Origin of the sequence: Pseudomonas karstica, from assembly GCF_009707515.1 — a bacterium.
Classification (GTDB): domain Bacteria; phylum Pseudomonadota; class Gammaproteobacteria; order Pseudomonadales; family Pseudomonadaceae; genus Aquipseudomonas; species Aquipseudomonas karstica.
Map to the genome: position 1 here is coordinate 14840 of NZ_WLYI01000036.1, position 23815 is coordinate 38654.

Annotated in this window: 27 protein-coding genes; 23 read left to right on the forward strand and 4 right to left on the reverse strand. The window is 59.3% G+C overall.

The annotated features are described in order from the left end of the window. Positions 1–64: 64 nt before the first annotated feature. A complete protein-coding gene (locus GIR22_RS22070) occupies positions 65–1495 on the forward strand; it encodes a DegQ family serine endoprotease (protein ID WP_154745392.1) in 1431 nt (476 codons plus the stop codon). A gap of 65 nt (positions 1496–1560) precedes the next feature. On the opposite strand, the gene GIR22_RS22075 is transcribed toward GIR22_RS22070, so the two are convergent. Then, positions 1561–2994 carry a M48 family metalloprotease gene (locus GIR22_RS22075; protein WP_154745393.1) on the reverse strand — a complete coding sequence of 478 codons (1434 nt, stop codon included), beginning with the start codon at positions 2992–2994 and terminating at the stop codon, positions 1561–1563. Positions 2995–3092: 98 nt separating this feature from the next. Between GIR22_RS22075 and GIR22_RS22080 the strand changes: the two genes are divergently transcribed. After that, positions 3093–3332, forward strand: a complete 240-nt coding sequence (locus GIR22_RS22080) for a sulfurtransferase TusA family protein (protein WP_154745394.1) — start codon at positions 3093–3095, stop codon at positions 3330–3332. Positions 3333–3373: 41 nt separating this feature from the next. Further along, positions 3374–4444, forward strand: coding sequence for an AI-2E family transporter (locus tag GIR22_RS22085; RefSeq protein ID WP_154745395.1), 1071 nt, complete (start codon positions 3374–3376; stop codon positions 4442–4444). A 389-nt stretch (positions 4445–4833) separates the two neighbouring features. Here GIR22_RS22085 and GIR22_RS22090 read toward each other — a convergent pair whose 3' ends face one another. After that, complete coding sequence (locus GIR22_RS22090) at positions 4834–5412, reverse strand: Maf family protein (RefSeq protein WP_154745396.1); 579 nt, start codon at positions 5410–5412, stop codon at positions 4834–4836. Positions 5413–5517: 105 nt separating this feature from the next. On the opposite strand from GIR22_RS22090, the gene GIR22_RS22095 reads away from it, so the two are divergent. The 20 genes from GIR22_RS22095 (at position 5518) to GIR22_RS22190 (ending at position 23084) form a co-directional block, all read left to right on the forward strand. After that, positions 5518–6048, forward strand: coding sequence for a YceD family protein (locus GIR22_RS22095; protein WP_005790551.1), 531 nt, complete (start codon positions 5518–5520; stop codon positions 6046–6048). Positions 6049–6061: 13 nt separating this feature from the next. Next, on the forward strand, positions 6062–6244 hold the full coding sequence (gene rpmF / locus GIR22_RS22100) for a 50S ribosomal protein L32 (protein ID WP_003179396.1): 183 nt from the start codon (positions 6062–6064) through the stop codon (positions 6242–6244). Positions 6245–6248: 4 nt separating this feature from the next. Continuing rightward, positions 6249–7259 carry a phosphate acyltransferase PlsX gene (plsX, locus tag GIR22_RS22105; protein WP_154745397.1) on the forward strand — a complete coding sequence of 337 codons (1011 nt, stop codon included), beginning with the start codon at positions 6249–6251 and terminating at the stop codon, positions 7257–7259. 127 nt (positions 7260–7386) lie between these two features. Next, the gene (fabD, locus tag GIR22_RS22110; RefSeq protein ID WP_154745398.1) at positions 7387–8325 is read left to right on the forward strand and encodes an ACP S-malonyltransferase; all 939 of its coding nucleotides are present in this window, start codon (positions 7387–7389) and stop codon (positions 8323–8325) included. A gap of 17 nt (positions 8326–8342) precedes the next feature. Beyond that, positions 8343–9086 (forward strand): 3-oxoacyl-ACP reductase FabG, encoded by a 744-nt coding sequence (gene fabG, locus GIR22_RS22115; RefSeq protein WP_154745399.1) that lies wholly within the window; start codon positions 8343–8345, stop codon positions 9084–9086. 191 nt (positions 9087–9277) lie between these two features. Then, the gene (acpP, locus tag GIR22_RS22120) at positions 9278–9514 is read left to right on the forward strand and encodes an acyl carrier protein (RefSeq protein WP_004371293.1); all 237 of its coding nucleotides are present in this window, start codon (positions 9278–9280) and stop codon (positions 9512–9514) included. 111 nt (positions 9515–9625) lie between these two features. Then, a complete protein-coding gene (gene fabF, locus GIR22_RS22125) occupies positions 9626–10870 on the forward strand; it encodes a beta-ketoacyl-ACP synthase II (protein ID WP_178122415.1) in 1245 nt (414 codons plus the stop codon). Next, a complete protein-coding gene (pabC, locus tag GIR22_RS22130; RefSeq protein ID WP_154745401.1) occupies positions 10870–11685 on the forward strand; it encodes an aminodeoxychorismate lyase in 816 nt (271 codons plus the stop codon). Before fabF ends, pabC begins: the two co-directional genes overlap by 1 nt. Position 11686: 1 nt before the next feature. After that, positions 11687–12814, forward strand: a complete 1128-nt coding sequence (mltG, locus tag GIR22_RS22135) for an endolytic transglycosylase MltG (protein ID WP_154745402.1) — start codon at positions 11687–11689, stop codon at positions 12812–12814. Positions 12815–12833: 19 nt separating this feature from the next. Next, complete coding sequence (gene tmk / locus GIR22_RS22140) at positions 12834–13466, forward strand: dTMP kinase (protein WP_178122416.1); 633 nt, start codon at positions 12834–12836, stop codon at positions 13464–13466. Next, positions 13459–14448, forward strand: coding sequence for a DNA polymerase III subunit delta' (locus GIR22_RS22145; RefSeq protein WP_178122417.1), 990 nt, complete (start codon positions 13459–13461; stop codon positions 14446–14448). The genes tmk and GIR22_RS22145 overlap by 8 nt, the downstream gene beginning before the upstream one ends. 65 nt (positions 14449–14513) lie before the next feature. Continuing rightward, the gene (locus tag GIR22_RS22150) at positions 14514–15305 is read left to right on the forward strand and encodes a TatD family hydrolase (RefSeq protein ID WP_154745405.1); all 792 of its coding nucleotides are present in this window, start codon (positions 14514–14516) and stop codon (positions 15303–15305) included. A gap of 439 nt (positions 15306–15744) precedes the next feature. Continuing rightward, positions 15745–16398, forward strand: a complete 654-nt coding sequence (locus GIR22_RS22155) for a TetR/AcrR family transcriptional regulator (RefSeq protein ID WP_154745406.1) — start codon at positions 15745–15747, stop codon at positions 16396–16398. A 138-nt stretch (positions 16399–16536) separates the two neighbouring features. Next, positions 16537–17505: a GTP 3',8-cyclase MoaA gene (locus GIR22_RS22160; protein WP_154745407.1), complete on the forward strand. Its 969-nt coding sequence runs from the start codon at positions 16537–16539 to the stop codon at positions 17503–17505. A 115-nt stretch (positions 17506–17620) separates the two neighbouring features. Next, on the forward strand, positions 17621–18235 hold the full coding sequence (locus GIR22_RS22165) for a DUF4823 domain-containing protein (protein ID WP_154745408.1): 615 nt from the start codon (positions 17621–17623) through the stop codon (positions 18233–18235). A gap of 17 nt (positions 18236–18252) precedes the next feature. After that, positions 18253–18813 carry a DUF1285 domain-containing protein gene (locus tag GIR22_RS22170; protein WP_154745409.1) on the forward strand — a complete coding sequence of 187 codons (561 nt, stop codon included), beginning with the start codon at positions 18253–18255 and terminating at the stop codon, positions 18811–18813. 70 nt (positions 18814–18883) lie between these two features. Then, positions 18884–19597: a GntR family transcriptional regulator gene (locus GIR22_RS22175; protein WP_154745410.1), complete on the forward strand. Its 714-nt coding sequence runs from the start codon at positions 18884–18886 to the stop codon at positions 19595–19597. After that, positions 19594–20595, forward strand: coding sequence for an ADP-ribosylglycohydrolase family protein (locus tag GIR22_RS22180; RefSeq protein ID WP_154745411.1), 1002 nt, complete (start codon positions 19594–19596; stop codon positions 20593–20595). The genes GIR22_RS22175 and GIR22_RS22180 overlap by 4 nt, the downstream gene beginning before the upstream one ends. A gap of 91 nt (positions 20596–20686) precedes the next feature. After that, on the forward strand, positions 20687–22153 hold the full coding sequence (locus GIR22_RS22185; protein WP_154745412.1) for a purine-cytosine permease family protein: 1467 nt from the start codon (positions 20687–20689) through the stop codon (positions 22151–22153). Beyond that, the gene (locus GIR22_RS22190; RefSeq protein WP_154745413.1) at positions 22146–23084 is read left to right on the forward strand and encodes a PfkB family carbohydrate kinase; all 939 of its coding nucleotides are present in this window, start codon (positions 22146–22148) and stop codon (positions 23082–23084) included. The genes GIR22_RS22185 and GIR22_RS22190 overlap by 8 nt, the downstream gene beginning before the upstream one ends. Positions 23085–23137: 53 nt before the next feature. Here the strand turns inward: GIR22_RS22190 and GIR22_RS22195 are convergent, their stop codons facing one another. Together GIR22_RS22195 and GIR22_RS22200 are read right to left on the reverse strand one after the other, a co-directional pair. Then, positions 23138–23398: a hypothetical protein gene (locus GIR22_RS22195; RefSeq protein WP_154745414.1), complete on the reverse strand. Its 261-nt coding sequence runs from the start codon at positions 23396–23398 to the stop codon at positions 23138–23140. Positions 23399–23445: 47 nt separating this feature from the next. Then, the gene (locus tag GIR22_RS22200) at positions 23446–23778 is read right to left on the reverse strand and encodes a hypothetical protein (RefSeq protein WP_154745415.1); all 333 of its coding nucleotides are present in this window, start codon (positions 23776–23778) and stop codon (positions 23446–23448) included. Positions 23779–23815: the final 37 nt, after the last annotated feature.

The following is a 23815-nucleotide window of genomic DNA, read 5'->3' on the forward strand; positions in this document are numbered from 1 at the left end:
GGAAACAGGTTCCGGCGTTTATTGAACCCTGTCGCTCAACCCTGCTCGTCGTAACGGGAGCTGTATGTCGATACCACGCTTGAAGTCTTACCTATCCATAGTCGCCACGGTGCTGGTGCTGGGTCAGGCCGTTGCCGCGCAAGCGGCCGAGCTGCCTGACTTCACCCAACTGGTGGAGCAGGCATCGCCTGCTGTGGTGAACATCAGTACCACTCAAAAGCTGCCGGATCGCAAAGTCTCCAATCAGCAGATGCCTGACCTTGAAGGTCTGCCACCAATGTTGCGGGAGTTTTTCGAACGTGGCATGCCACAGCCGCGCTCGCCCGGTGGCGGCCAGCGTGAAGCCCAATCCCTGGGGTCGGGTTTTATCATTTCGCCGGACGGCTACATTCTTACCAATAACCACGTTATCGCCGATGCCGACGAGATTCTCGTGCGTCTGTCTGACCGTAGCGAACTCAAGGCCAAGCTGGTTGGCACTGATCCGCGCTCCGATGTGGCTTTGCTGAAGATCGAAGGCAAGGACCTGCCAGTGCTGAAGCTGGGGAAATCCCAGGACTTGAAAGCCGGGCAGTGGGTGGTCGCTATCGGCTCGCCGTTTGGTTTTGACCACACTGTGACCCAAGGTATCGTGAGTGCCATCGGCCGTAGCCTGCCGAACGAAAACTACGTACCGTTCATCCAGACCGACGTGCCGATCAACCCGGGCAACTCCGGTGGTCCGCTGTTCAACCTGGCGGGCGAAGTGGTGGGTATCAACTCGCAGATCTATACCCGTTCTGGTGGTTTCATGGGTGTGTCCTTCGCGATCCCGATCGATGTAGCCATGGACGTTTCCAATCAGTTGAAAAGCGGTGGCAAGGTCAGCCGTGGCTGGCTGGGTGTGGTGATCCAGGAAGTGAACAAGGACTTGGCTGAGTCCTTCGGCCTGGACAAACCGGCCGGCGCCCTGGTTGCGCAGATCCAGGACGATGGCCCGGCTGCCAAGGGTGGCCTGCAGGTAGGTGATGTGATCCTGAGCATGAATGGTCAGCCGATTGTCATGTCTGCGGACTTGCCGCATCTGGTGGGGGCGCTCAAGGCTGGCAGCAAGGCCAAGATGGAAGTGATTCGCGAGGGCAAGCGCCAGAACGTTGAACTGACCGTCGGTGCGATTCCGGAAGAGGGCGCGGCGCTTGACGCCCTGGGCAACAGCAAGCCCGGCGCCGAGCGCAGCAGCAATCGCTTGGGCATTGCCGTAGTCGAACTGACCGATGAGCAGAAGAAGAGCTTCGACCTCCAGAGCGGCGTGGTGATCAAGGAAGTGCAGGACGGTCCTGCGGCTTTGATCGGTCTGCAGCCGGGTGATGTCATCACTCATCTGAACAACCAGGCCATCAACTCCACCAAGCAATTCACCGACATCGCCAAGGCGTTGCCAAAGAATCGTTCGGTATCGATGCGTGTTCTGCGTGAGGGTCGTGCCAGCTTCATTACCTTCAAACTGGCTGAGTAAGCCACTGGTCGTTGTCCAATAAAAAAGCCCTGCTCTGGAGCAGGGCTTTTTTATGCGCGAGCACTTTAGCTCATCATTCCCTTGATCAGGCGTTCCTGCTCGATCAGTTCGCGCTGACGGGCATCGATCCGCGCCGACAATGGGAAATTGCTGCCGGCGCGACGCTTGGCAAAGTCCAACTGCTGAATAGCCTGCTGGAAGTCACCCACCAACGCGAAGTATTCGGCGCGAGCCTGATGCAGGCCGATGATATTGCCCGACAAACCGCGGGTCTCGGCCACTTGATACCAGACGTCCGGGTCATCCGGGCGAGACTTGAGCAAACCTTCCAGGGCTTTTTCCGCATCAGCCAGGCGATTCTGTTTGATCAGCAAGTCCACGCGTACCTGGTTCAACGGATAATTGCCGGGATATTGAGTCAGCATCCGATCTGTGCGCTGTTGGGCGTCCGGCAAGCGATTGTTGGTGATATCCAGCTCGATCTGCGCCAGGTTGTAAGTAATGTCGTTGGGAGACTTGGCCAGCAGCGGCTTGAGGCTCTCTCGAGCCTCATTGAGTTGGGTGCCTTTGATCTGGGCGATGGCCAGGCCATAACGTGCGACGTCATTTTTTGGGTTTTCATCCAATTGCGCACGAAAGCGCTTGGCCGCAAGCCCTGGGGTGTCTTCGTAATACAACTGGACCCGGGCGCGAATCAGTTGATAGTTCAGGCTATCTTCCTTGCCGCCAGCCTTGGACTGTTCGGCACGGTTGCGGGTGTCAGCGATCCGCGATTCGGTCACCGGGTGAGTCAGCAAAAATTCCGGTGGCTTGGCGTCGAAGCGGTACTGGCGCATCAGGCGTTCAAACATGGTCGGCATGGAGCGCGGGTCGTAACCGGCTTTCTCCAGGTTGAGAATGCCGATGCGATCCGCTTCTTGTTCGTTTTGCCGGGAAAATCGGCGTTGTTCCTGGATCGCTGCCGCCTGGCTGCCGGCAATCGCAGCGATACCCGCATCGCCAGCACCGGCTGCTGCTGCAATGATCCCGCCGAGCAGGGCGGCCATCATCGGGAGCTGCATGCGTTGCTGTGCTTCCACACCCCGAGCGAAGTGGCGTTGGGACAAGTGAGCCAATTCGTGGGCCAGTACCGACGCGTATTCGCCTTCGGTCTGGGCATTGAGGAACAGGCCGCCGTTGACCCCGATGATGCCGCCGGGCGCGGCAAAGGCGTTCAACTGCGGGCTGTTGATCAGAATGAACTCCAGGCGCCGGTCGTTGACTTGGCTGGTCTCGACCAGTTTGTAAACGCTGGTTTCGACGTAGTTCTTTAACTGCGGGTCATTGAGCTGTGACACCTGCCCACGCAGGTAGGCGAGCCATGCCCGGCCCAGTTGGTATTCCTGTTGTGGTGAGACAATGGCAGAACTGGCGTCGCCAAGTGACGGCAGGTCGTCAGCGAAGCCTGGAGAGGCAAGCAGGCAAGCCAGCGTCAGCAGGGTAGGGCGCAAAAAAGTCATGCACAAAGCCTTTCGACAAAGAGCTTACTGTAGCCGGACACTGAGCTTCGGACCAGATATTCTAAGCGCGCCCCCCAATGCCTTCCCGGAGTAAAACCATGACCGACGCTGTAGCCTTTGATGCCGAACTCGATGCTAGCGGCCTCAACTGCCCGCTACCCTTGCTCAAGGCCAAGCTGGAACTTAATCGACTGGCCAGCGGCGCGGTGCTCAAGGTGATTGCGACGGACGCAGGTTCCCAGCGGGATTTCCGCACCTTCGCCAAGCTTGCAGGCCATACGCTGTTGCGTGAAGAAGACGAGGCCGGAGTCTATCGTTACTGGTTACGCAAGGCCTGAAACCGTTTGAAAGTGCTTGCCCCTTTGCCAGAGGTTGATTGATGTTCAAAGTGTTACGTGACTGGATTCAGCGCTACTTCTCTGACGAGGAAGCCGTGGTGCTGGCTGTTTTGCTGTTTCTGGCCTTCACTGGCGTATTGACTTTGGGCGGCATGCTGGCGCCGGTTTTGGCAGGGATGGTCCTGGCTTACCTGATGCAAGGCCTGGTCACTGTCCTGGAGCGTTTGCGCTTGCCGGGCGGGGTTGCGGTGGGGCTGGTATTTGCCTTGTTCATGGGTGTGCTGCTGGTGTTTATCGTGGTGGTCGTGCCGCTGCTGTGGCATCAGTTGATCACGCTATTCAACGAACTGCCGGGCATGCTCGCCAAGTGGCAGTCGCTGTTGTTGCTATTGCCTGAACGCTATCCGCACTTGGTGTCCGATGAGCAAGTGTTACAGGCTATTGATGTCGCCCGGGGCGAGATCGGAAAGTTCGGGCAGTGGGCTCTGACGTTTTCCCTGTCTAGCCTGCCGTTGCTGGTCAACATCATGATCTATCTGGTGTTGGTACCGATCCTGGTGTTTTTCTTCCTCAAGGACCGGGAGATGATCGGTCGTTGGGTGCGCGGCTACTTGCCACGGGAGCGGGCACTGATTACCCGCGTAGCCGAGGAAATGAACCGACAGATCGCCAACTACATTCGCGGCAAGGTCATTGAGATTTTTATTTGCGGTGGTGTGACCTATATCGGCTTTGTCGCGTTGGGGCTCAATTACGCGGCGCTGCTGGCGCTGCTGGTAGGCATATCAGTGGTGGTGCCTTATGTCGGGGCCGTCGTGGTGACGGTGCCGGTGTTGTTGATTGCGCTGTTCCAGTGGGGCTGGAGCGACCAGTTCATCTACCTGATGGCGGTATACGGGATCATCCAGGTCCTGGATGGCAACGTGCTGGTACCGTTGCTGTTCTCCGAGGCGGTGAACCTGCATCCGGTGGCGATCATCTGTGCAGTGTTGCTGTTTGGCGGGTTGTGGGGCTTCTGGGGAGTGTTTTTCGCGATTCCCTTGGCGACGCTGTTCAAGGCGGTGCTGGATGCCTGGCCGCGCAAAGAGCCGGTGGTGGCTCCGTTGCTTTGATCGCTGGTGAGGCTGATGGCCTCGCGCGGCATAGGTCTCTACGCAATTCTTGAACTTGCCGAAAAACTGTAGCCGCTGGCGCAGCCTGCGATCGGCTGCGTAGCAGTCGTTTGGGGTTTGAAATTGCTGAAGGTCCTGCGGCCCTTATCGCAGCCTCGTGCCTCGACAGCGGCTACAAAAGCCGATCACCGATCACCGATCACCGATCACCTGTAGCCGCTGGCGCAGCCTGCGATCGGCTGCGTAGCAGTCGTTTGGGGTTTGAAATTGCTGAAGGTCCTGCGGCCCTTATCGCAGCCTCGTGCCTCGACAGCAGCTACAGAAAGCCTGGCCTTCAGGCATTGTGTCGATGCCTGTGCCCATTGCGGGCAAGCCTGCATTTGGTGTTCTCAGGGGATCTGTGCCCCTTCGGTCAGCAACATATCTACCAGTCGAATCAGTGGCAATCCCACCAGGCTGGTGGCATCTGGTCCCTCTGTGCTTTCAAACAGGCTTACTCCCAGGCCTTCGGCCTTGAAGCTGCCAGCGCAGTCGTAGGGCTGTTCAATGTGCAGGTAGCGTTCGATACGCTCGGCATCCAAAACCCGCATTTGCACGGTAAACGGAATGCAGTCTACTTGGCAGTGCCCGGTTTCGCTGTTCAGCAGTGCCAGGCCGGTAAGGAAGCTGATGCGCTTGCCGCTGGCTGCCAGCAGTTGCTCGCGTGCCTTCTCGAAGCTGTGGGGCTTGCCGATGATCTGCCCGTCGAGCGCCGCCACTTGGTCCGAGCCGATAATCAGATGTCCTGGGTGGCTGTTGGCAAGGGCGCGGGCCTTTTCCTCGGCCAGGCGCTTGACCAGCGCTACGGCGGGCTCGCCCGGGCGTTGGCTTTCGTCGATATCCGGCGAACTGCAGATGAACGGCAGGTGCAGTCGGTTCAGCAACTCCCGGCGGTAAACGGAGCTTGAAGCAAGTAATAAAGGCAGCATGTGGGTCTCCTTGAGGCTGTCGCGGATTCTAGCGGGGTGACCGGGTGACGCACAGGGCTGAATTTCCTTTGACATGGCTGGGGGCATCCCTATAATGCTGCGCCTATGTTGAATGACCCGATTCCACCTCACGTTGACCCGCGCAAATTGGCTGATCGTGGCACCACCCTTCAAGGTGAGGTGCTGCTGGCCGATTTGGAGAGACTCTGCGACCCGCTTTCCGACACTGTCGGTACGGTGCAGGCTAAATTCGTTTTTGAACGAGATGAACGTAAATCTGTGGTAATCCACAGCTTTATCGACACTGAGGTCAAAATGGTTTGCCAGCGTTGTCTTGAGCTGGTCACCCTGCCGATCCACAGCGAATGCAGTTATGCTGTGGTGAAAGAGGGTGCGAATACCCAGTCGTTGCCGAAAGGTTATGACGTGCTGGAACTGGGCGAAGATCCTTTGGATCTGCATGCACTGATCGAGGAGGAGCTTTTGCTCGCCTTGCCCATTGTGCCTGCTCATCATCCGGAAGAATGCCAGCAGCCGGAGGGTCTCGATGACGAGGCCGAGCCGAGCGAGGACGAGGTAACGCGGTCCAACCCGTTCAGTGTATTGGCGCAGTTAAAGCGTGACCCAAACGTTTAGGAGTTAATCAATTATGGCTGTTCAGCAGAACAAAAAATCCCGCTCTGCCCGTGACATGCGTCGTTCCCACGATGCTCTCGAGGCTAGCACCCTGTCCGTAGAAAAGACCACCGGTGAAGTTCACCTGCGTCACCACGTATCGCCAGAAGGCGTATACCGTGGCCGTAAAGTGATCGACAAGGGCGCTGACGAGTAATCACTTGTCTGCTCAAGTCATCGCGATTGACGCAATGGGCGGGGACTTTGGTCCCCGCAGCATTGTTCAGGCCAGTGTTGCTTGCCTGTCTGCCACACCTTCGCTGCACCTGACCCTTGTCGGTCAACCTTCCTTACTTGAAGAACTGATTGCCAGTCATCCGGCTGTGGATCGCGCGCGCCTGACGATTATGGCTGCCAGCGAAACCATTGGCATGGATGAAAAGCCCGCTCAGGCGCTGCGTGGCAAGCCGGACTCCTCGATGCGTGTGGCTCTCGAGTTGTTGCGTGATGGCAAGGTCCAGGCCTGTGTCAGCGCCGGCAATACGGGCGCCTTGATGGCGCTGTCCCGGTATGTGCTGAAAACCCTGCCAGGGATTGATCGGCCAGCGATGGTGGCGGCCATTCCGACCCAGAAGGGCTATTGCCAGTTGCTGGACCTGGGGGCGAATGTCGATTGCAGCGCCGAGCACCTGCTCCAGTTCGCGGTGATGGGCTCGGTGGCTGCGCAGGCGTTGGGGGTGGCCCGGCCCAGGGTGGCGTTGCTTAATATCGGTACTGAAGACATCAAGGGTAATCAGCAGGTCAAACTGGCCGCCAGTTTGTTGCAAGGCGCTCGGGGCTTGAACTACATCGGCTTTATCGAAGGGGATGGCTTGTACCGGGGTGAAGCGGATGTAGTGGTATGCGATGGTTTTGTCGGCAATATCCTGCTCAAGTCCAGCGAAGGCCTGGCCGCCATGATCGCCTCGCGTATCGAGGTGTTGTTCAGGCAGAACCTGGCTTCACGGCTGGTGGGTACCTTGGCGCTGCCATTGATGCGGCGTCTGCAGGCTGACCTGGCGCCGGCCCGGCATAACGGGGCGAGTTTTCTCGGCTTGCAGGGCATTGTGGTGAAAAGCCATGGTTCGGCAGGCGTCCAAGGCTTTCAAAGTGCCATTCAGCGCGCCTTGATCGAGATCCAGGAAAACCTGCCACAACGCTTGCACGGTCGCCTTGAGGATCTGTTGTCTTAGGCGAACCGGGCTGGAAATGCTTAAATGTGACCGGCCAGTTCAATTGACCATCCAATCTGTCAGTTTCTTGCGCTCCCACCTGTGGGGCGTCAATTCTCCGACGACCAGATCATTAGGGGCTTGTTACATGTCTACATCCCTCGCATTCGTCTTTCCAGGGCAGGGTTCGCAGTCCCTCGGCATGTTGGCCGAGTTGGGCGCACAATATCCGCTGATCCTGGAAACCTTCAAGGAAGCTTCCGATGCCCTGGGTTACGACCTGTGGGCACTGACCCAGCAAGGGCCGGAAGAACTGCTCAATCAAACCGACAAGACCCAGCCGGCCATCCTGACCGCTTCGGTCGCCCTGTGGCGCCTGTGGCTGGCCGAAGGCGGGGTGCGTCCAGCTTATGTAACCGGTCACAGCCTGGGCGAATACAGCGCTCTGGTGGCGGCGGGCAGCTTGACCCTGGGTGAAGCCGTCAAGCTGGTGGAGCGTCGTGGCCAACTGATGCAAGAGGCTGTTCCTGCCGGGCAGGGCGGCATGGCGGCCATTCTTGGCCTGCAAGATGCCGACGTGATCGCAATTTGCGCCGAAGCGGCTCAGGGCGAAGTGGTCAGCGCTGTCAACTTCAACTCCCCAGGCCAGGTAGTGATCGCCGGTGCCAAGGCGGCGGTTGAGCGCGCCATCGAAGGCTGTAAGGCCCGTGGCGCCAAGCGTGCGTTGCCACTGCCGGTGAGCGTGCCGTCTCACTGTGAGCTGATGCGTCCGGCGGCCGAGCGCTTTGCCGAGTCGATTGCGGCGATCAACTGGCAGCTACCACAGATTCCACTGGTGCAGAACGTCAGCGCGGCTATTGCCCCAGACCTGGAAACCCTCAAGCGCGACCTGCTGGAACAGTTGTACAAACCGGTGCGTTGGGTTGAATCGGTCCAGGCCCTGGCGGCCAACGGCGTCACCGAACTGGTCGAGTGCGGTCCGGGCAAAGTCCTGGCCGGCCTGAACAAGCGCTGCGCCGACGGCGTGTCGACGTCCAACCTCAATACCCCGGATGCCTTCGCTGCCGCTCGCGCGGCACTGGCCTGAACTTAGGAGAAGCCTGCATGAGTCTGCAAGGTAAAGTTGCACTGGTAACCGGCGCAAGCCGTGGCATTGGCCAGGCGATTGCCCTGGAATTAGGGCGTCAGGGTGCTGTGGTTATCGGCACTGCCACCTCCGCCTCGGGCGCCGAGCGTATTGCCGCGACCTTGAAGGAAAACGGCGTTCAGGGCGCCGGCCTTGAGCTGAACGTGACCAGTGATGAGTCTGTGGCCGCCGTACTGGCCAGCATCACCGCGCAGTTCGGTACACCGGCTATCCTGGTGAATAACGCTGGTATCACCCGCGATAACCTGATGATGCGCATGAAAGACGACGAGTGGTACGACGTGGTCGACACCAACTTGAACAGTCTGTTTCGCCTGTCCAAGGGTGTTTTGCGTGGCATGACCAAGGCGCGCTGGGGCCGAATTATCAATATTGGCTCCGTAGTGGGTGCCATGGGCAACGCAGGCCAAGTAAACTACGCCGCGGCCAAGGCAGGTCTGGAAGGTTTCAGTCGTGCCCTGGCGCGTGAAGTCGGCTCGCGGTCGATTACGGTCAATTCGGTGGCCCCTGGGTTCATCGATACCGATATGACCCGCGAATTGCCTGAGGCACAGCGTGAAGCCTTGCTGACGCAGATTCCGCTGGGTCGTCTGGGCCAGGCTCAAGAGATCGCCAATGTGGTCTCTTTCCTGGCGTCCGACGGTGCGGCATACGTGACTGGGGCTACAATCCCGGTGAACGGCGGGATGTACATGAGTTAAATTGTGACGGATCGCTTCAAAAAAATGTCATACGAGTTGTCTAAAATCCGTTATAAAGCTGCAATCTATTTATAGACAGATGGTCGAGAAGGTAAGAGGTGAAGCTTTCAGTTGAAAAGCTGAAAAGTCTTTCTATACACTTACCCACTGGCCAGCTGCCTGAATTTGTCCATTAGGAGTGAAAACAAGGTATGAGCACCATCGAAGAGCGCGTCAAGAAAATCGTTGCCGAGCAACTGGGCGTTAAAGAAGAAGAAGTGACCAACTCCGCTTCCTTCGTTGAAGACCTGGGTGCCGACTCCCTTGACACCGTTGAGCTGGTGATGGCTCTTGAAGAGGAATTCGAGACCGAAATCCCGGACGAAGAAGCTGAAAAAATCACTACTGTTCAAGCTGCTATCGACTACGTTACTAGCCACCAGGCGTAATAATTTGTAGTCGTCGCTTGCTGTCAGGGAAAAACCGCACTGCTGTAACGGCGTGCGGTTTTTTCTTTAGCTCTGAAGCAAAGTGTCGTCATCAAGATAAAGGAGAGTGCTGTGTCGCGTAGACGCGTCGTAGTCACCGGTATGGGTATGTTGTCGCCACTGGGTACGGATGTACCGAGCAGTTGGCAGGGCATTTTGGCTGGCCACAGTGGTATTGGTCTGATCGAACACACGGACCTTTCTGCCTACTCCACCCGTTTTGGCGGCTCGGTAAAGGGCTTCAACGTCGAGGAATATCTCTCGATCAAGGAATCCCGCAAACTCGACCTGTTCATACAATACGGCCTGGCGGCCGGTTTTCAGGCAGTGCGTAATGCCGGCCTGGAAGTCACCGACGCCAACCGTGAGCGCATCGGCGTGGCCATGGGTTCGGGTATTGGTGGTTTGACCAATATCGAAGAAACCGGTCGCACTCTGCACGATTCCGGCCCCCGTCGAATTTCACCGTTCTTCGTGCCCGGTTCGATCATCAATATGATTTCCGGTTTCCTGTCCATCCATCTGGGTGCCCAGGGGCCTAACTACGCCATTTCCACGGCATGCACCACGGGCACTCACTGCATCGGCATGGCAGCGCGCAATATCGCCTATGACGAAGCAGATGTGATGATCGCCGGTGGTGCCGAGATGGCGGCTTGTGGTCTGGGCATGGGTGGCTTCGGCGCGTCCCGTGCATTGTCGACCCGCAACGACGAGCCGACCCGTGCCAGTCGTCCATGGGACAAGGGGCGTGATGGTTTTGTGCTGTCCGACGGTGCCGGTGCCCTGGTTCTTGAAGAGCTGGAACATGCCAAGGCCCGTGGCGCTACTATCTACGCCGAGTTGATCGGCTTCGGCATGAGTGGTGATGCCTACCACATGACCTCGCCGCCGGCCGATGGCGCAGGTGCTGCGCGCTGCATCTCCAACGCGCTGCGTGACGCCAGGATCAACGTCGATCAGGTGCAGTACATCAACGCCCACGGCACATCGACCCCGACCGGCGACCTGGCGGAAGTCGAGGCCATCAAGTCGGTGTTCGGCGAGCACGCCTACAAGCTGGCGGTCAGCTCTACCAAGTCCATGACCGGTCACCTGCTGGGTGCGGCGGGCGCGGTCGAGGCGATCTTCAGTGTGCTGGCAATCAAGGATCAGGTGGCGCCGCCGACCACCAACCTGGATGAGCCGGATGAAGGCTGCGACCTGAACTTTGTGCCTCACGAGCCGCAGAGAATGCCGATCGATGTGGTGCTGTCCAACTCGTTCGGTTTTGGTGGCACCAACGGTTCCCTGGTGTTCCGCCGGTTCGCCGAGTAATGCACAGCTGGGTCGACGGTCAACCGGCGCACGCAGTGCCCCTGAAAGATCGTGGCCTGGCATACGGTGATGGTTTGTTTGAGACCATTGCCGTCAAGGCCGGGCAGCCCGTGCTGCTCGACCGCCACCTGCAACGCCTGGACGAAGGTTGCAGGCGTCTGGCGATTGTTGCGGATCAGACGCTGATCCGCAGTGAGTTGCAGGCCTATGCCGCTGCCCTGGGCGAGGGTGTGCTCAAGTTGATCCTTACCCGCGGCGATAGCCTGCGCGGTTATGGCACCCATGCTGGGGCCGTGGCCCGCCGTATTCTACAAGGCAGCCCGCCTGCTACTTACCCCCAAGCCCATGGTTCTTCAGGCATCCGCCTGTTTGCGTGTGCTACCCGTTTGTCCGAGCAACCCTTGCTCGCCGGTCTCAAGCACCTCAATCGCCTGGAGCAGGTGATCGCCCGTTCCGAGTGGCGGGATACCGAGCATGCCGAAGGTTTGATGCTGGATATGTCCGGTCGGGTCATCGAAGGCGTTTTTAGTAACCTGTTTCTGATACGTGACGGGATGTTGCTGACCGCTGATCTGAGTCGCTGTGGTGTCGCCGGCGTCATGCGGGCCGAGCTCTTGGCGCAGGCTCAGGCGTTGGGCATTGCGTTGACGGTGGCGGATATCACCCTGGAACAGCTGCAAGAGGCCGACGAGGTCTTCGTTTGCAACAGCGTCTATGGCATTTGGCCGGTGCGTGGATGTGGGGCAATGAGCTGGTCGGTTGGGCCGCTCACCCGTAAACTGCAAGGCATCGTTCGCGCGTTATTGGATATTTGATTTGAGACGTAAATTTGTATTGTTGCTGGAGATCGGTCTGGTCCTGGCGGGCCTGCTGCTGGGCGTTTCTGCCTGGAAGATGAACTCGGCCCTGGAGCAACCCCTGCGCCTGGGCGAGGAGCAGTTGCTGGATGTGCCGGCCGGTGCAACACCCACGGGCACGTTCAATCGCCTGGAAAATGAAGGTGTGCTCAGGGATGCGTTCTGGTTGCGTCTTTACTGGCGTTTCAACCTCGATGGCCAGCCGTTGCATAGTGGCGAATACCGCATGAGCCCAGGCCTCACTGCCCAAGGCCTGATTGGCCTGTGGCAGCGCGGCGAGGTGGTGCAGTACAGCCTGACGCTGGTGGAGGGGTGGAATTTCCGCCAGGTGCGTGCTGCCCTGAGCAAACACGAAAAGATCAAGCAAACTCTGTCAGGCTTGAGTGACAGCGAAGTGATGGACAAACTCGGCCACCCGGGCATTTTTCCGGAAGGGCGGTTCTTCCCGGATACCTACCGCTTCGTGCGCGGAATGACCGACCTTGAGTTGCTGAAAAAATCCTACAACCGACTGGACGATGTCCTCGCCCAGGAGTGGAGCAAGCGTGCGCCTGATGTGCCTTACACCGAGCCTTATCAAGCATTGATCATGGCCTCGCTGGTGGAGAAAGAGACCGGTGTGCCAGAGGAGCGCGGGCAAATTGCCGGAGTATTCGTGCGGAGGATGCGGATTGGCATGCTGCTGCAAACCGACCCGACGGTAATCTACGGCATGGGCGAGCGTTACAACGGCAAGTTGACTCGCGCCCACCTCAGGGAAGCCACGCCCTACAACACTTACATGATTGCCGGCCTGCCGCCGACACCAATTGCCATGGTCGGTCGCGAGGCCATTCATGCGGCGCTGAACCCGGTACCTGGCAGCAGCTTGTATTTTGTCGCCCGTGGCGACGGCAGTCATATTTTCTCCGACAACCTGGAGGCTCATAATTCTGCGGTGCGTGAGTTCCAGATGAAGCGTCGCGCCGATTACCGGTCCAGCCCCGCGCCGGCGACGAAGCCACTGGATGCGGAGCCCGAGGTGCCGGTTGAGCCATCACCCGAGCCCGAATCGCTCCTCGACGCCGCGCCGCAAGGCCCGCAATGACTCTGACTAAGGACTGCCTGTGACTGGCTTGTTTATTACCCTGGAAGGCCCGGAAGGCGCGGGCAAAAGCACTAACCGCGAATACCTGGCAGAGCGTTTGCGCGCCGAGGGCATTGAGGTGCTGCTGACCCGCGAACCGGGCGGTACCCCTTTGGCCGAACGGATCCGCGACGTACTGCTGAGCCCGGGTGATGAGCCGATGAATCCGGACACCGAACTGCTGTTGGTGTTCGCCGCTCGTGCCCAGCACCTGGCCGAAGTGATTCGTCCGGCTCTGGCACGCGGTGCCGTGGTGATCTGTGATCGCTTTACCGATTCGACCTATGCCTACCAAGGCGGTGGCCGTGGCTTGTCCGTGAAGCGCATCGCCACCCTGGAGACCTTCGTCCAGGGCGACCTGCGTCCGCATCTGACCCTGATGTTCGACTTGCCAGTGGAGGTGGGCCTGGCTCGCGCCAGCGCCCGTGGTCGTCTGGACCGTTTCGAGCTGGAAGGCAGGGTGTTTTTCGATGCAGTGCGCAGCGCCTACCTCGAGCGCGCCGACGCTGATCCCTCCCGGTATTACTTGGTGGATGCAGCACAGCCCCTGGCTCAGGTTCAGCAATCATTGGATGCCCTGTTGCCAAAACTGCTGGAGCTTTATCGTGGCTGAAGCCTACCCGTGGCAGGACAGTCTCTGGCAGCAAATGGCCGGGCGTGCCCAGCATGCCCATGCCTATTTGCTCCACGGGCCGGCAGGTATTGGCAAGCGTGCGCTGGCCGAGCGGTTGATGGCCAGCTTGTTGTGCCAGCGGCCGGAAGGCCTCGAGGCCTGCGGGCAATGTAAGTCCTGCCTGTTGCTCAAGGCGGGTAGCCATCCGGACAACTATCTGCTGGAGCCGGAAGAGGCCGACAAGGCGATCAAGGTCGACCAGGTTCGTGATTTGGTCGGCTTCGTGGTTCAGACCGCGCAGATGGGCGGGCGCAAGGTGGTGTTGATCGAGCCGGTGGAAGCGATGAACATCAATGCCGCCAATGCGTTGCTCAAGAGCCTGGAAGAGCCGTCTGGCAATACCGTGTTGCTGCTGGTCAGTCATCAGTCCAGCCGTTTGCTGCCGACTGTCCGTAGCCGTTGTGTACAGCAGGCGTGCCCGTTGCCCAGCGAGGCCATGAGCTTGCAGTGGCTGGGCCAGGCCTTGCCGGAGTGCTCCGAAGAAGAGCGGGTCGAATTGCTGACCCTGGCCGCCGGTTCGCCGCTGGCAGCAGTCAAGTTGCAGGCCCAGGGCGTGCGCGAGCAGCGGGCGTTGGTGGTGGAGGGCGTGAAGAAGCTGCTCAAGCAGGAGCAATCTGCTACGCAACTGGCTGAAACAGCCTGGAAAGACATCCCGTTGCTGCTGCTGTTCGACTGGTTTTGTGACTGGTCGGGCCTGATCCTGCGCTACCAGCTGACTGAGGATGAAAACGGCCTGGGCCTGGCGGACATGCGCAAGGTCGTGAAATACCTAGCGCAGAAGAGCGCCCAAGACAAGGTCTTGGGTATTCAGGACTGGATTCTCGCCCAGCGCCAGAAGGTTTTGGGCAAAGCCAACCTCAATCGGGTGCTGTTGCTTGAGGCCTTGCTGGTGCAATGGGTCGGTTTGCTCGGCCGTCGTTGAAGTTTTTGGGGTCGACGGGTGTATCGTTGGCCAGACATTTCCTGTGACGCAAGTTGTAACTTCTTATGCTCGTAGATTCCCATTGCCACCTTGATCGCCTCGACCTTGCCGAACACGGCGGCTCCCTTGACGCCGCCCTTGAGGCTGCCCGCCAGCGTGGGGTAGGGCACTTCCTGTGCATTGGCGTCAGCGCCGAAAACGCCGCCGACGTCAAGGCCCTGGCCGAGCGTTATGCCGATGTCGATTGCTCGGTGGGTATCCATCCCCTCGACCTCAAGCCTGGTGAAGCGCCCGCCCTGGATTGGCTGCTGGGTGAGCTCAATCACCCGCGCGTGGTCGCCATTGGCGAGACCGGGCTGGATTATCACTACGAGCCGCAGGCCGCCGAACTCCAGCAGGCATCGTTCCGCTTGCACCTGCAAGCCGCCCGGCAGACGGGCAAGCCAGTGATCGTCCACACCCGTGGCGCCCGAGCCGACACCTTGACCTTGCTACGAGAAGCCGCGCTGCCCCAAGCGGGCGTGTTGCATTGCTTCACCGAGGATTGGGACATGGCCAAGGCGGCCCTGGACCTGGGCTTTTACATTTCCCTGTCGGGTATCGTGACCTTCCGTAATGCGGACGCGTTGCGTGATGTGGCGCGCCAGGTGCCCGCGGACCGCCTGTTGGTGGAAACCGATTCGCCGTACCTGGCGCCGATCCCCCATCGTGGCAAGCCGAACTTGCCGCAGTACGTGCGGGATGTGGCAGATTATCTGGCGATATTGCGGGGCGAGCCCTATGAACGTTTGGCCGAACAAACCACGGAGAACTTCAAGCGCCTGTTCCCGTTGGCGCACGTTCACTGCCCGCGCTGATAAACACGGGCAAAAAAAACCCGGGTTCTGGGGGGGCGAATCCGGGTTAAGACCATTAGGAGTAAAACAAGGGCGCACAGTCCTTCGGCACCCATGTCGACGCTTCACTTGGGGGAGATGTTGCGCCGACCATTCAAGTATTGATCAGTATCCGATTCAGTCCAGCTACATCTGATCGTTTTTTAAACAGATTTGGAATACGCTCGCTTCTGTTGAGTTCTCATTGGTACGGTAGGCGCACAAAGTGCGGTGCGTCTTGTTTCTGACTCATACCGCCTGATTCGTTGGCGGACTGTAAGTTAAGTGCGCCGATTGTTCACATAGACATTGCCCAACGACCGTTCAGTCGGGATAATCCCTCGCACTGGGTAAAACGTTCCGCCAAGCGAGGCTTGGGGTGCGCGCCCTCCCGATATTGACCTCTGCAGACCTTTTTCTTATGCATAAAGAACCTCGTAAGGTCCGTGAGTTTCGCCGCCGTGAGCAAGAAATTCTCGACACCGCACTCAAGTTGTTCCTCGAGCAAGGTGAAGACAGCGTCACCGTCGAGATGATTGCGGATGCCGTGGGTATCGGCAAAGGCACCATCTACAAGCACTTCAAATCCAAGGCCGAGATTTACCTGCGCCTGATGCTCGACTATGAACGGGATTTGAACGAGTTGCTGCACTCGGCAGATGTCGACAAGGACAAGGAAGCCCTGTCCCGGGCTTACTTCGAATTCCGCATGCGCGATCCACAACGCTACCGCTTGTTCGATCGCCTGGAAGAGAAAGTGGTCAAGGGCAACCAGGTGCCGGAAATGGTCGAGGAGCTGCACAAGATCCGTGCCTCGAACTTTGAGCGCCTGACCCTGTTGATCAAGGGTCGCATCAGCGAAGGCAAGCTGGAAGATGTGCCACCGTATTTCCACTACTGCGCCGCCTGGGCGTTGGTGCATGGCGCCGTTGCGCTGTACCACTCACCGTTCTGGAGCAACGTGCTGGAAGATCAGGAAGGTTTCTTCCAATTCCTGATGGACATCGGCGTGCGCATGGGCAACAAACGCAAGCACAGTACCGAGCTGCCGAACGCCGAGACACCGGCTACGTAAGTCATTCGGCGCAGTGATGGGCTGATGTTTTGCTGCCGGATGCGGTAGTCCAGGAATATACTCAGGCAAGGACTTGCTAAAAACTGATTTATGAGTCAGGTTTTGGTGTGCTCGAATTATCCTCTGCCGGAGTCATCCATGATCGTTGATCGTCAAGGCAGGCGATTCCGCAATTTGCGGATCAGCCTGACCTCAGCCTGCAACTACGCGTGTACCTACTGCGTGCCCAACGGCAAGCGGTTGGTGGCTGCGCAGGATGAGTTGTCGGCCGAGGCCATGGCACGGGGCGTGGCTTATTTGATCGAGGCTGCCGGTATCGAGCGCTTGCGCATTACCGGCGGTGAACCGCTGGTCAGCCCCAAGCTGGAGGCTTTCATGGGGGCGGTGGGGCAGATGGGCTTGAGTGATATCAGCCTGACCACCAATGGCCAGTTGCTTGCGCGTAAGCTGCCGTTGCTGGTGGACGCCGGTATTCGGCGGATCAACGTCTCTCTCGATACTCTGGATGCCGACGCCTTTCGCAGCATTGCCCGAGGCGGCGACCTGGCCACCGTGCTTGATGGCATGGATCAGGCCAGCGCGGCCGGCATCAAGATCAAGGTCAATATGGTGCCGTTACGCGGCCAGAACCTCGACCAGGTGATGCCACTGCTCGACTATTGCCTGGCGCGCGGTTACGAGTTGCGTTTTATCGAACTGATGCGCATGGGCCATCTGGCCAAAGACTCGAATGCCTTTCTTCAACAGTTCGTCAGCCTTCAGCAGTTGCTGAGTCTGATTGGCGACCATCACGAATACCTGCAAGCCGATGCCCCGGTAGATGCTACCGCCGTGCGCTATGAGGTACCGGGCCAAGGCTTCTTCGGCGTAATCGCCAACGAAAGCGTGCCGTTCTGCCGCACGTGCTCGCGGTTGCGGCTGTCGTCTACCGGGTGGCTGCATGGCTGCCTGTCATCGAGCAATCGTCACTACGTCGGCGACCTGCTGGACAAGCCCCGCCACCAGGCGTTGCCGGCCTTGCAGCGTTTGCTGGTCAAGGCGTTGGACGACAAGCAGGAAGTGGCGTTCTCCGGTGGGGCGACCGTCATGAAGATCATCGGCGGCTGACGCCGAGCGGAAAGCCACAAGCTTGAAGCTTAAAACTTGTGTCCCTCCCTCTGGCCTAGAACCTGCATCGAGTGCCCATTCGCCGGTTTTCCGTCACCGGCTTCTGGAGGGTAGGATGCGTAGTCTGGTTTTGTTGCTGGCCTCATTTGCGTCGTTGGCGTTGAGTGGCTGCATGACCGTCAGCGATATGGCCGAAGGCACTCGCTATCAGATGAGCGATGCCGGGTTGCTGGATCACAGCGATACTCGTCGTTCCAACTCGGTTCGCGTGCAACCGGATTCCTTTATTTTTATCGCCCAGGGTGCGTTTGCGCCTCCGGGCAGCGCTTATCCACGGCCCAACGTGGTGGCTGAAGAAGCCTTCAACGGGTTTGTCGAATATTTTCCCATGGTCCGTCGCGCCCGTGCACCGCAAGGCCTGGAACAAGCGATGGTCGAGGCGCGCAGTGTCGGTGCCCACTACCTGTTGTACGCCCGCTTCGCCAGGGCCGACGACCGCATTGGCAATGCTGATGAATGGGTCGATCAGCAGGCCGTGGACCGCCTGGGGATCGACAGCGGGATCATTCAGATCATGCTGATCGAGACTAGCACCCAGTATTTGATTGATACTGCACGGATTCGCAGTCGTGGCGGTTTACTGACGTTCCACGATAACAAGCCTGAAGACCTGATTGCCAAGCCCCTGGCGCAATACGCCCGTAGTCTGTTGGGTATGAGTGATCAGTAAGCCCCGAGGAGAACAGCATGACCGACTCTGCCAAGGCCAATGATTTGTTGGCGCAATTGCCCAAGGGTAAAGGCCCGGCGCCGGTGCATCTGTGGAATCCGGATTTTTGCGGCGACATCGACATGCGTATCGCCCGTGATGGTACCTGGTATTACCTGGGCACGCCGATTGGCCGTAAACCCATGGTCAAGCTGTTCTCCAATATCATTCGCCGCGACGGTGATGATTACTTCCTGATCACCCCGGTGGAAAAAGTCGGAATCAAGGTCGACGATGCACCGTTTGTCGCGGTGACCCTGGAAGTCGAAGGGCAGGGCGAGCACCAGGTCTTGCGCTTTACCACCAATGTTGACGAGCCGATCGAAGCCGGTACCGAGCATCCGCTACGGGTGGTGATCGACCTTCAAACCCAGGAACCTGCGCCGTATTTACGGGTACGCAACAACCTTGACGCCCTGGTGCATCGCAACGTTTTCTACCAGTTGGTGGAGCTGGCAGTGAGCCGTCCGATCAACGGTCAGGAATGGCTTGGCGTCTGGAGCAGCGGGGTGTTTTTCCCCATCGGGCCACATCCCTGAGGCCGATTTTGTCTTTTCCCTGAAATAATTAGCTTGCTGTAGCTGGGTGCTTTCGGTTATCAATTTGTACATGATTAGACATGTTCGGTTTGATAAGAAAAAACGCGTTGTCGACGAGATGATCCGCCGCATCGAAGGCGGACTCATGAGCGACGGTTTCCTGTTGCCGGGCGAGCATCAACTGGCCGAAGAGTTTGCGGTCAGTCGAGGCACCCTGCGTGAGGCCCTCGCCGAGCTCAAGCGCCGTAACTATATTGCCACCCAGAGCGGTGTCGGCTCCATCGTCACCTTTGATGGCATGGTCCTCGATCAACGCAGCGGCTGGGCCCAGGCCTTGGAGGACACGGGTGCCCTGGTGACGACCGATATCCTGCGCCTGGAAGCCATCACGCGGCCGGACCTGCTCAGCCGCTTCGGCAGCGATCAGTTCATTGCCCTCGACCGTCGCCGCTGTACCACTGATGGCACTGCCGTGTCCCTGGAACGCTCGTTGATGCCCGCGTCCGGAGGCCTGGAACGCCTGCCACAGGTTGGGCTGATCGATAACTCCCTGACCGTTACCCTGGCGGCCTACGGTTTTATCGGCGCTGATGGCGACCAATGGATCGGTGCCGAGCCATTGAACGAAGCCGATGCCCTGTTGCTGGGCCGCCCGGCCGGTACTGTATTTCTCAAGGCGCTGCGCACCACCTATGACCGCCGCGAGCGTTTCATGGAGTACGTTGAAAGCTTGCTCGACCCTCTGCACTTTCGCCTGCATCTTCAATTTGGAACACCGAAATGACCCCGCACACTCGCGCTCTCGGCGCTTTCTATGGCCTGGCCCTGGGCGATGCCCTGGGCATGCCCACTCAATCCTTGAGTCGCGAGCAGGTCAAGGCTCGCTTCGGCAACATCACCGGCCTGGAAGATGCAGGCGCCGATCAGCCAATTGCCCCGAACATGCCCAAGGGCTCCATCACCGATGACACTGAGCAGGCGATCCTGGTGGGTCAGCTGTTGGTGGACGGCCAAGGCCGGATCGACTCGGGGGCGCTCGCTCAGCGCTTGATCGACTGGGAAGCAGTCATGCGTGCCAAAGGCTCCCAGGACCTGCTGGGCCCATCGACCAAGCGGGCCATCGACATGATCCTCGCGGGCCACTCGCCGGAAGAGTCCGGGCGCTACGGCACCACCAATGGCGCGGCAATGCGCATTACCCCGGTGGGCATCGCGGCAAACGTCACCGACCCTGAGCCGTTTATCCAGTCAGTGATCCAGGCCTGCCAGGTGACCCACAACACCACGCTTGGTATTGCCAGTGCGGCCGCTGTCGCGGCGGTGGTCTCGGCCGGCATCAATGGCGTAGACCTGGGAGAAGCGCTGAGTATCGGCACCCAGATTGCGCAACAGGCTGAAAACCATGGGCATTGGGTTGCCGGTGGGCGTATCGCCACCCGCATCAGTTGGGCGCGGACGCTGAGTGTGGGCAGTAGCGACAAGGCACTGTTCACTGACCTGCTCTACGAACTGATCGGTACCTCGGTGGCGTCCCAGGAATCGGTGGTGGTGTCGTTTGCCCTCGCCCAGCAAGTGGCGGTGGGCGAAATGGAGGCTTTCGAAGCCCTGTGCATGGCTGCCAGCCTTGGCGGCGATACCGACACCATTGCCGCCATGCTCGGGGCCATGCTGGGTGCGTGCCTGGGAATGCAGTGCTGGCCGGAGGCGATGATCGAGCAGGTCAAGCAGGTCAATGGCCTGGATCTGCAACCGCTGGTGCAAGGGCTGCTGGCGCTGCGCTGAATACCTGTAGGCGCGAGTCAGGGAGGCCGGCTACAGATTTGAATTTTCCAACTGCCACAACCACAAAAACAGGCATCAGGAGCACCCCATCATGAGTTCGACCTCTTCCGGCCAAAGCGCCGGGCAATTGGAAACCCGCGGTATCGAGCCCGTCCCTGAAGGCGAATGCAACGGCCACCCGCTGCAACTGTTCTGGGTCTGGTTCGCCGCTAATATCAGCATCCTCGGCTTGCCGCTGGGGGCGACCCTGGTGGCGTTTCGCGGGCTGGCGATCTGGCAGGCAATCATCGTCGCGATCCTAGGTGCCGCTGGTTCCTTTGCGGTGGTGGGGATCATTTCCATCGCCGGTCGTCGTGGCCGCGCACCGAGCCTGACCCTGTCCCGGGCGATCTTTGGTGTACGTGGCAATATCGGCCCGACTCTGGTCTCGCTGATGTCGCGCCTGGGTTGGGAAACCGTCAATACCACCACTGCCGCCTTCGTGCTGCTGTCGCTGTGCTCGATCCTGTTCAACTCGCCGGTCGCGGCAAAAAGTGCGCCGCTGCTGACCTTGCTGTTCATCGGGATTTTTGTGCTGCTGACCCTGGCAGTCTCGGGCCTGGGCCATGCGACCTTGCTGGTGATCCAGAAGTGGGCGACCTACGTTTTCGGCGCGCTGAATATTGTGGTGGGCGGGTTCCTCTGCGCCACCATCGACTGGAGTGCGGTATTCAACGCCACCCCGGCACCGCTCAGCGCAATGATCATAGGCGTCGGCACCATGGCCGCCGGCACTGGCATCGGTTGGGCCAACGCCGGCGCCGATATGTCCCGCTACCAGCATCGCAGCGTCAAGGCCGTGCGCCTGGTGGCATCCGCTGCTTTCGGTGCGGGGATTCCACTGGTGCTGTTGATCACGTTGGGCGGCTTGCTGTCGGTGGGCAACAACGACTTGGCCTCGGCCACCGACCCGATCATCGCGATCCGCGACATGCTGCCTACGTGGATGGCCGTACCGTATCTGATCACCGCATTTGGCGGGCTGCTGTTGTCGAATAACCTGTCGGTGTATTCGGCGGGCTTGACCACCTTGACCCTCGGTTTGAAGGTCAAGCGCGTCCATGCGGTGATTGTCGACATCGTGGCAATTTTCGCCGGCTCCATCTATTTCATGCTGATTGCCGACAGTTTCTACGGCCCGTTCATCACCTTCATTTCGCTGCTGGCCGTGCCGATCACCGCCTGGGTGGGGATCTTTGTGGTTGACCTGATTCATCGTCACTACTACAGCGCCAAAGACCTGCTGGACGTCACGCCGAGCAGTGCCTACTGGTATCGCGGCGGGATTGAGTGGCGGGCATTCGGTGCCTGGGTACTTGCGATTGTGTTGGGCTTTTGCTTCACCACCATCGGCACCACCGCTGAAAATATCTGGTTCGCCGGGCCTTTGTCCGATTCCTGGTTGGGTCATAACGGCCTGGGCTGGATCGTCACCTTCCTGGTGGCTGGCGGGGTTTACGCGGTTTTGGGCGGTGCTGCTGATCGTCGTCCGGCATTAGTCGAGAGCCAGAATGTCTAGATTGATTCACAGCGGCCAGGTCATCGTCGACCTGGTCATGTCCCTCGACACCCTGCCGGCAACTGGCGGCGACGTATTGGCCAACTCCGCCAGCTTTGAAGCCGGCGGTGGCTTCAACGTGATGGCGGCTGCGCGGCGCAACGGGTTGCCGGTGGTCTACCTGGGGCGACACGGCAAGGGCCGCTTCGGTGACCTTGCGCGTGCGGCGATGCTGGCCGAAGGGATCGAAATAGCCCTCGCTGCCAGCGACAACAAAGACACCGGGTTGTGCGTGTCCCTGACCGAAGCCACCACCGAGCGCACCTTCATTTCCCATATCGGCGCTGAAGGTGAGTTGAGCGCCGAAGACTTGGCGAGTGCGGTGCCCCATCCTGACGATTATGTATACGTCAGCGGCTACAGCCTGCTGCTGGAGGGCAAGTCCCAGGTCTTGCTCGACTGGCTATTGGCGTTGCCGCGAGCGATCACGGTGGTGTTCGATCCGGGTCCATTGGTGAAGGCGCCTGACTCGGCCTTGATGGTGGCGTTGTTGCCGCGTATCGATATCTGGACCAGCAACGGTCCGGAAGCCTTGGCATTCACGGGCGCCAGAGACCTCGCAGGTGCCTTGCTCAAACTCAACGACCACCTGCCTGCTGCTGACACCTTGTTGGTGGTGCGCGACGGGCCGAACGGTTGCTGGGTCAGCCGCAACGGCCAGGCGCAACATGTGCCGGGATTCAAGGTGCAGGCAGTGGACAGCAACGGCGCGGGCGATGCCCATGCCGGCGTATTTATCACCGGCCTGGCCAACGGTTTGGCGCCGGACGTTGCTGCTCGACGAGCCAACGCAGCCGCCGCGTTGGCGGTCACCCGTTGGGGGCCGGCGACGTCGCCGGGCACCGCTGAAGTGGATGCGTTGTTGGCCCACAGGCCTGAGTCGGCAGAATAGGCGGCATTGCTGCCGCCCATGGCTGGTTTGAACGTGGTGGACCTTGGCTGTGGCTAGGGTGCACTTTCAAGCTTGCGGGCCGCTTCCACGCCGGAGGCCGTCAGTTTTATCGGCAGGTTCAGCGTGTGTTCACCGGCATCGTTGCAGGTCACATGACCCTCCTTGATCAAGCCGCGGTCCTGAAGGGTGGCCAAGGTGCTGGCTACCACTTTTTCACCTCGGTAATTGTCCAGCACTTCCTTGCCCAATCCACTTGGATGGGCGTGCAGCAGGCGAGTGAGAACTTCTTTTTCAAGGCTTTTATCGACGTTCATGCATACCTCTTCACTGGGAAATGGTGGGTGTTCGTCTGTTCTGTGATTCAGGGCGTGGGCTGTTTGGGCGTGCCGGGGATGTCGTCATTGTCGCCAGGGGTGGCATTTTTGCCCGGGCCCATTTTGCCGTTCTCCACGTCGTTACCAAGGCCTTGGCGGTTGCTGTCATTGCCTTGGGTGCGAGGGTCGGTGCTGTTGTCGATGATCGCTCCGCCATTGGTGTCGAGGCCAGTACCCATGGAGTCCTTGGACTCTTCGGTCGCGGGGCTGGGTGGGCTGCCAATCGGGTTGGTCGGGCCGGTGGAATCGGCAAAGCTACTCAGCGAAACCGCAGAGAGCCAACCTGTGAGGGCGAGGGCAACAAGTCTGGAAGTCGTCATGATGGTGTCTCCATATGATTAATGTCCGTACTTGATG

What these genes read in the sequence shown, in the direction of transcription:
- GIR22_RS22080 (WP_154745394.1), top strand. Translation starts at nt 3,093, where the DNA reads ATGACCGACGCTGTAGCCTTTGATGCCGAACTCGATGCTAGCGGCCTC.
- GIR22_RS22185 (WP_154745412.1), top strand. Translation starts at nt 20,687, where the DNA reads ATGAGTTCGACCTCTTCCGGCCAAAGCGCCGGGCAATTGGAAACCCGC.
- GIR22_RS22095 (WP_005790551.1), top strand. Translation starts at nt 5,518, where the DNA reads ATGTTGAATGACCCGATTCCACCTCACGTTGACCCGCGCAAATTGGCT.
- GIR22_RS22200 (WP_154745415.1), bottom strand. Translation starts at nt 23,778, where the DNA reads ATGACGACTTCCAGACTTGTTGCCCTCGCCCTCACAGGTTGGCTCTCT.
- pabC (WP_154745401.1), top strand. Translation starts at nt 10,870, where the DNA reads ATGCACAGCTGGGTCGACGGTCAACCGGCGCACGCAGTGCCCCTGAAA.
- GIR22_RS22085 (WP_154745395.1), top strand. Translation starts at nt 3,374, where the DNA reads ATGTTCAAAGTGTTACGTGACTGGATTCAGCGCTACTTCTCTGACGAG.
- GIR22_RS22190 (WP_154745413.1), top strand. Translation starts at nt 22,146, where the DNA reads ATGTCTAGATTGATTCACAGCGGCCAGGTCATCGTCGACCTGGTCATG.
- acpP (WP_004371293.1), top strand. Translation starts at nt 9,278, where the DNA reads ATGAGCACCATCGAAGAGCGCGTCAAGAAAATCGTTGCCGAGCAACTG.
- GIR22_RS22070 (WP_154745392.1), top strand. Translation starts at nt 65, where the DNA reads ATGTCGATACCACGCTTGAAGTCTTACCTATCCATAGTCGCCACGGTG.
- GIR22_RS22075 (WP_154745393.1), bottom strand. Translation starts at nt 2,994, where the DNA reads ATGACTTTTTTGCGCCCTACCCTGCTGACGCTGGCTTGCCTGCTTGCC.
- GIR22_RS22090 (WP_154745396.1), bottom strand. Translation starts at nt 5,412, where the DNA reads ATGCTGCCTTTATTACTTGCTTCAAGCTCCGTTTACCGCCGGGAGTTG.
- GIR22_RS22180 (WP_154745411.1), top strand. Translation starts at nt 19,594, where the DNA reads ATGACCCCGCACACTCGCGCTCTCGGCGCTTTCTATGGCCTGGCCCTG.
- GIR22_RS22175 (WP_154745410.1), top strand. Translation starts at nt 18,884, where the DNA reads ATGATTAGACATGTTCGGTTTGATAAGAAAAAACGCGTTGTCGACGAG.
- GIR22_RS22160 (WP_154745407.1), top strand. Translation starts at nt 16,537, where the DNA reads ATGATCGTTGATCGTCAAGGCAGGCGATTCCGCAATTTGCGGATCAGC.
- fabD (WP_154745398.1), top strand. Translation starts at nt 7,387, where the DNA reads ATGTCTACATCCCTCGCATTCGTCTTTCCAGGGCAGGGTTCGCAGTCC.
- fabG (WP_154745399.1), top strand. Translation starts at nt 8,343, where the DNA reads ATGAGTCTGCAAGGTAAAGTTGCACTGGTAACCGGCGCAAGCCGTGGC.
- rpmF (WP_003179396.1), top strand. Translation starts at nt 6,062, where the DNA reads ATGGCTGTTCAGCAGAACAAAAAATCCCGCTCTGCCCGTGACATGCGT.
- GIR22_RS22155 (WP_154745406.1), top strand. Translation starts at nt 15,745, where the DNA reads ATGCATAAAGAACCTCGTAAGGTCCGTGAGTTTCGCCGCCGTGAGCAA.
- GIR22_RS22170 (WP_154745409.1), top strand. Translation starts at nt 18,253, where the DNA reads ATGACCGACTCTGCCAAGGCCAATGATTTGTTGGCGCAATTGCCCAAG.
- GIR22_RS22150 (WP_154745405.1), top strand. Translation starts at nt 14,514, where the DNA reads ATGCTCGTAGATTCCCATTGCCACCTTGATCGCCTCGACCTTGCCGAA.
- GIR22_RS22165 (WP_154745408.1), top strand. Translation starts at nt 17,621, where the DNA reads ATGCGTAGTCTGGTTTTGTTGCTGGCCTCATTTGCGTCGTTGGCGTTG.
- GIR22_RS22195 (WP_154745414.1), bottom strand. Translation starts at nt 23,398, where the DNA reads ATGAACGTCGATAAAAGCCTTGAAAAAGAAGTTCTCACTCGCCTGCTG.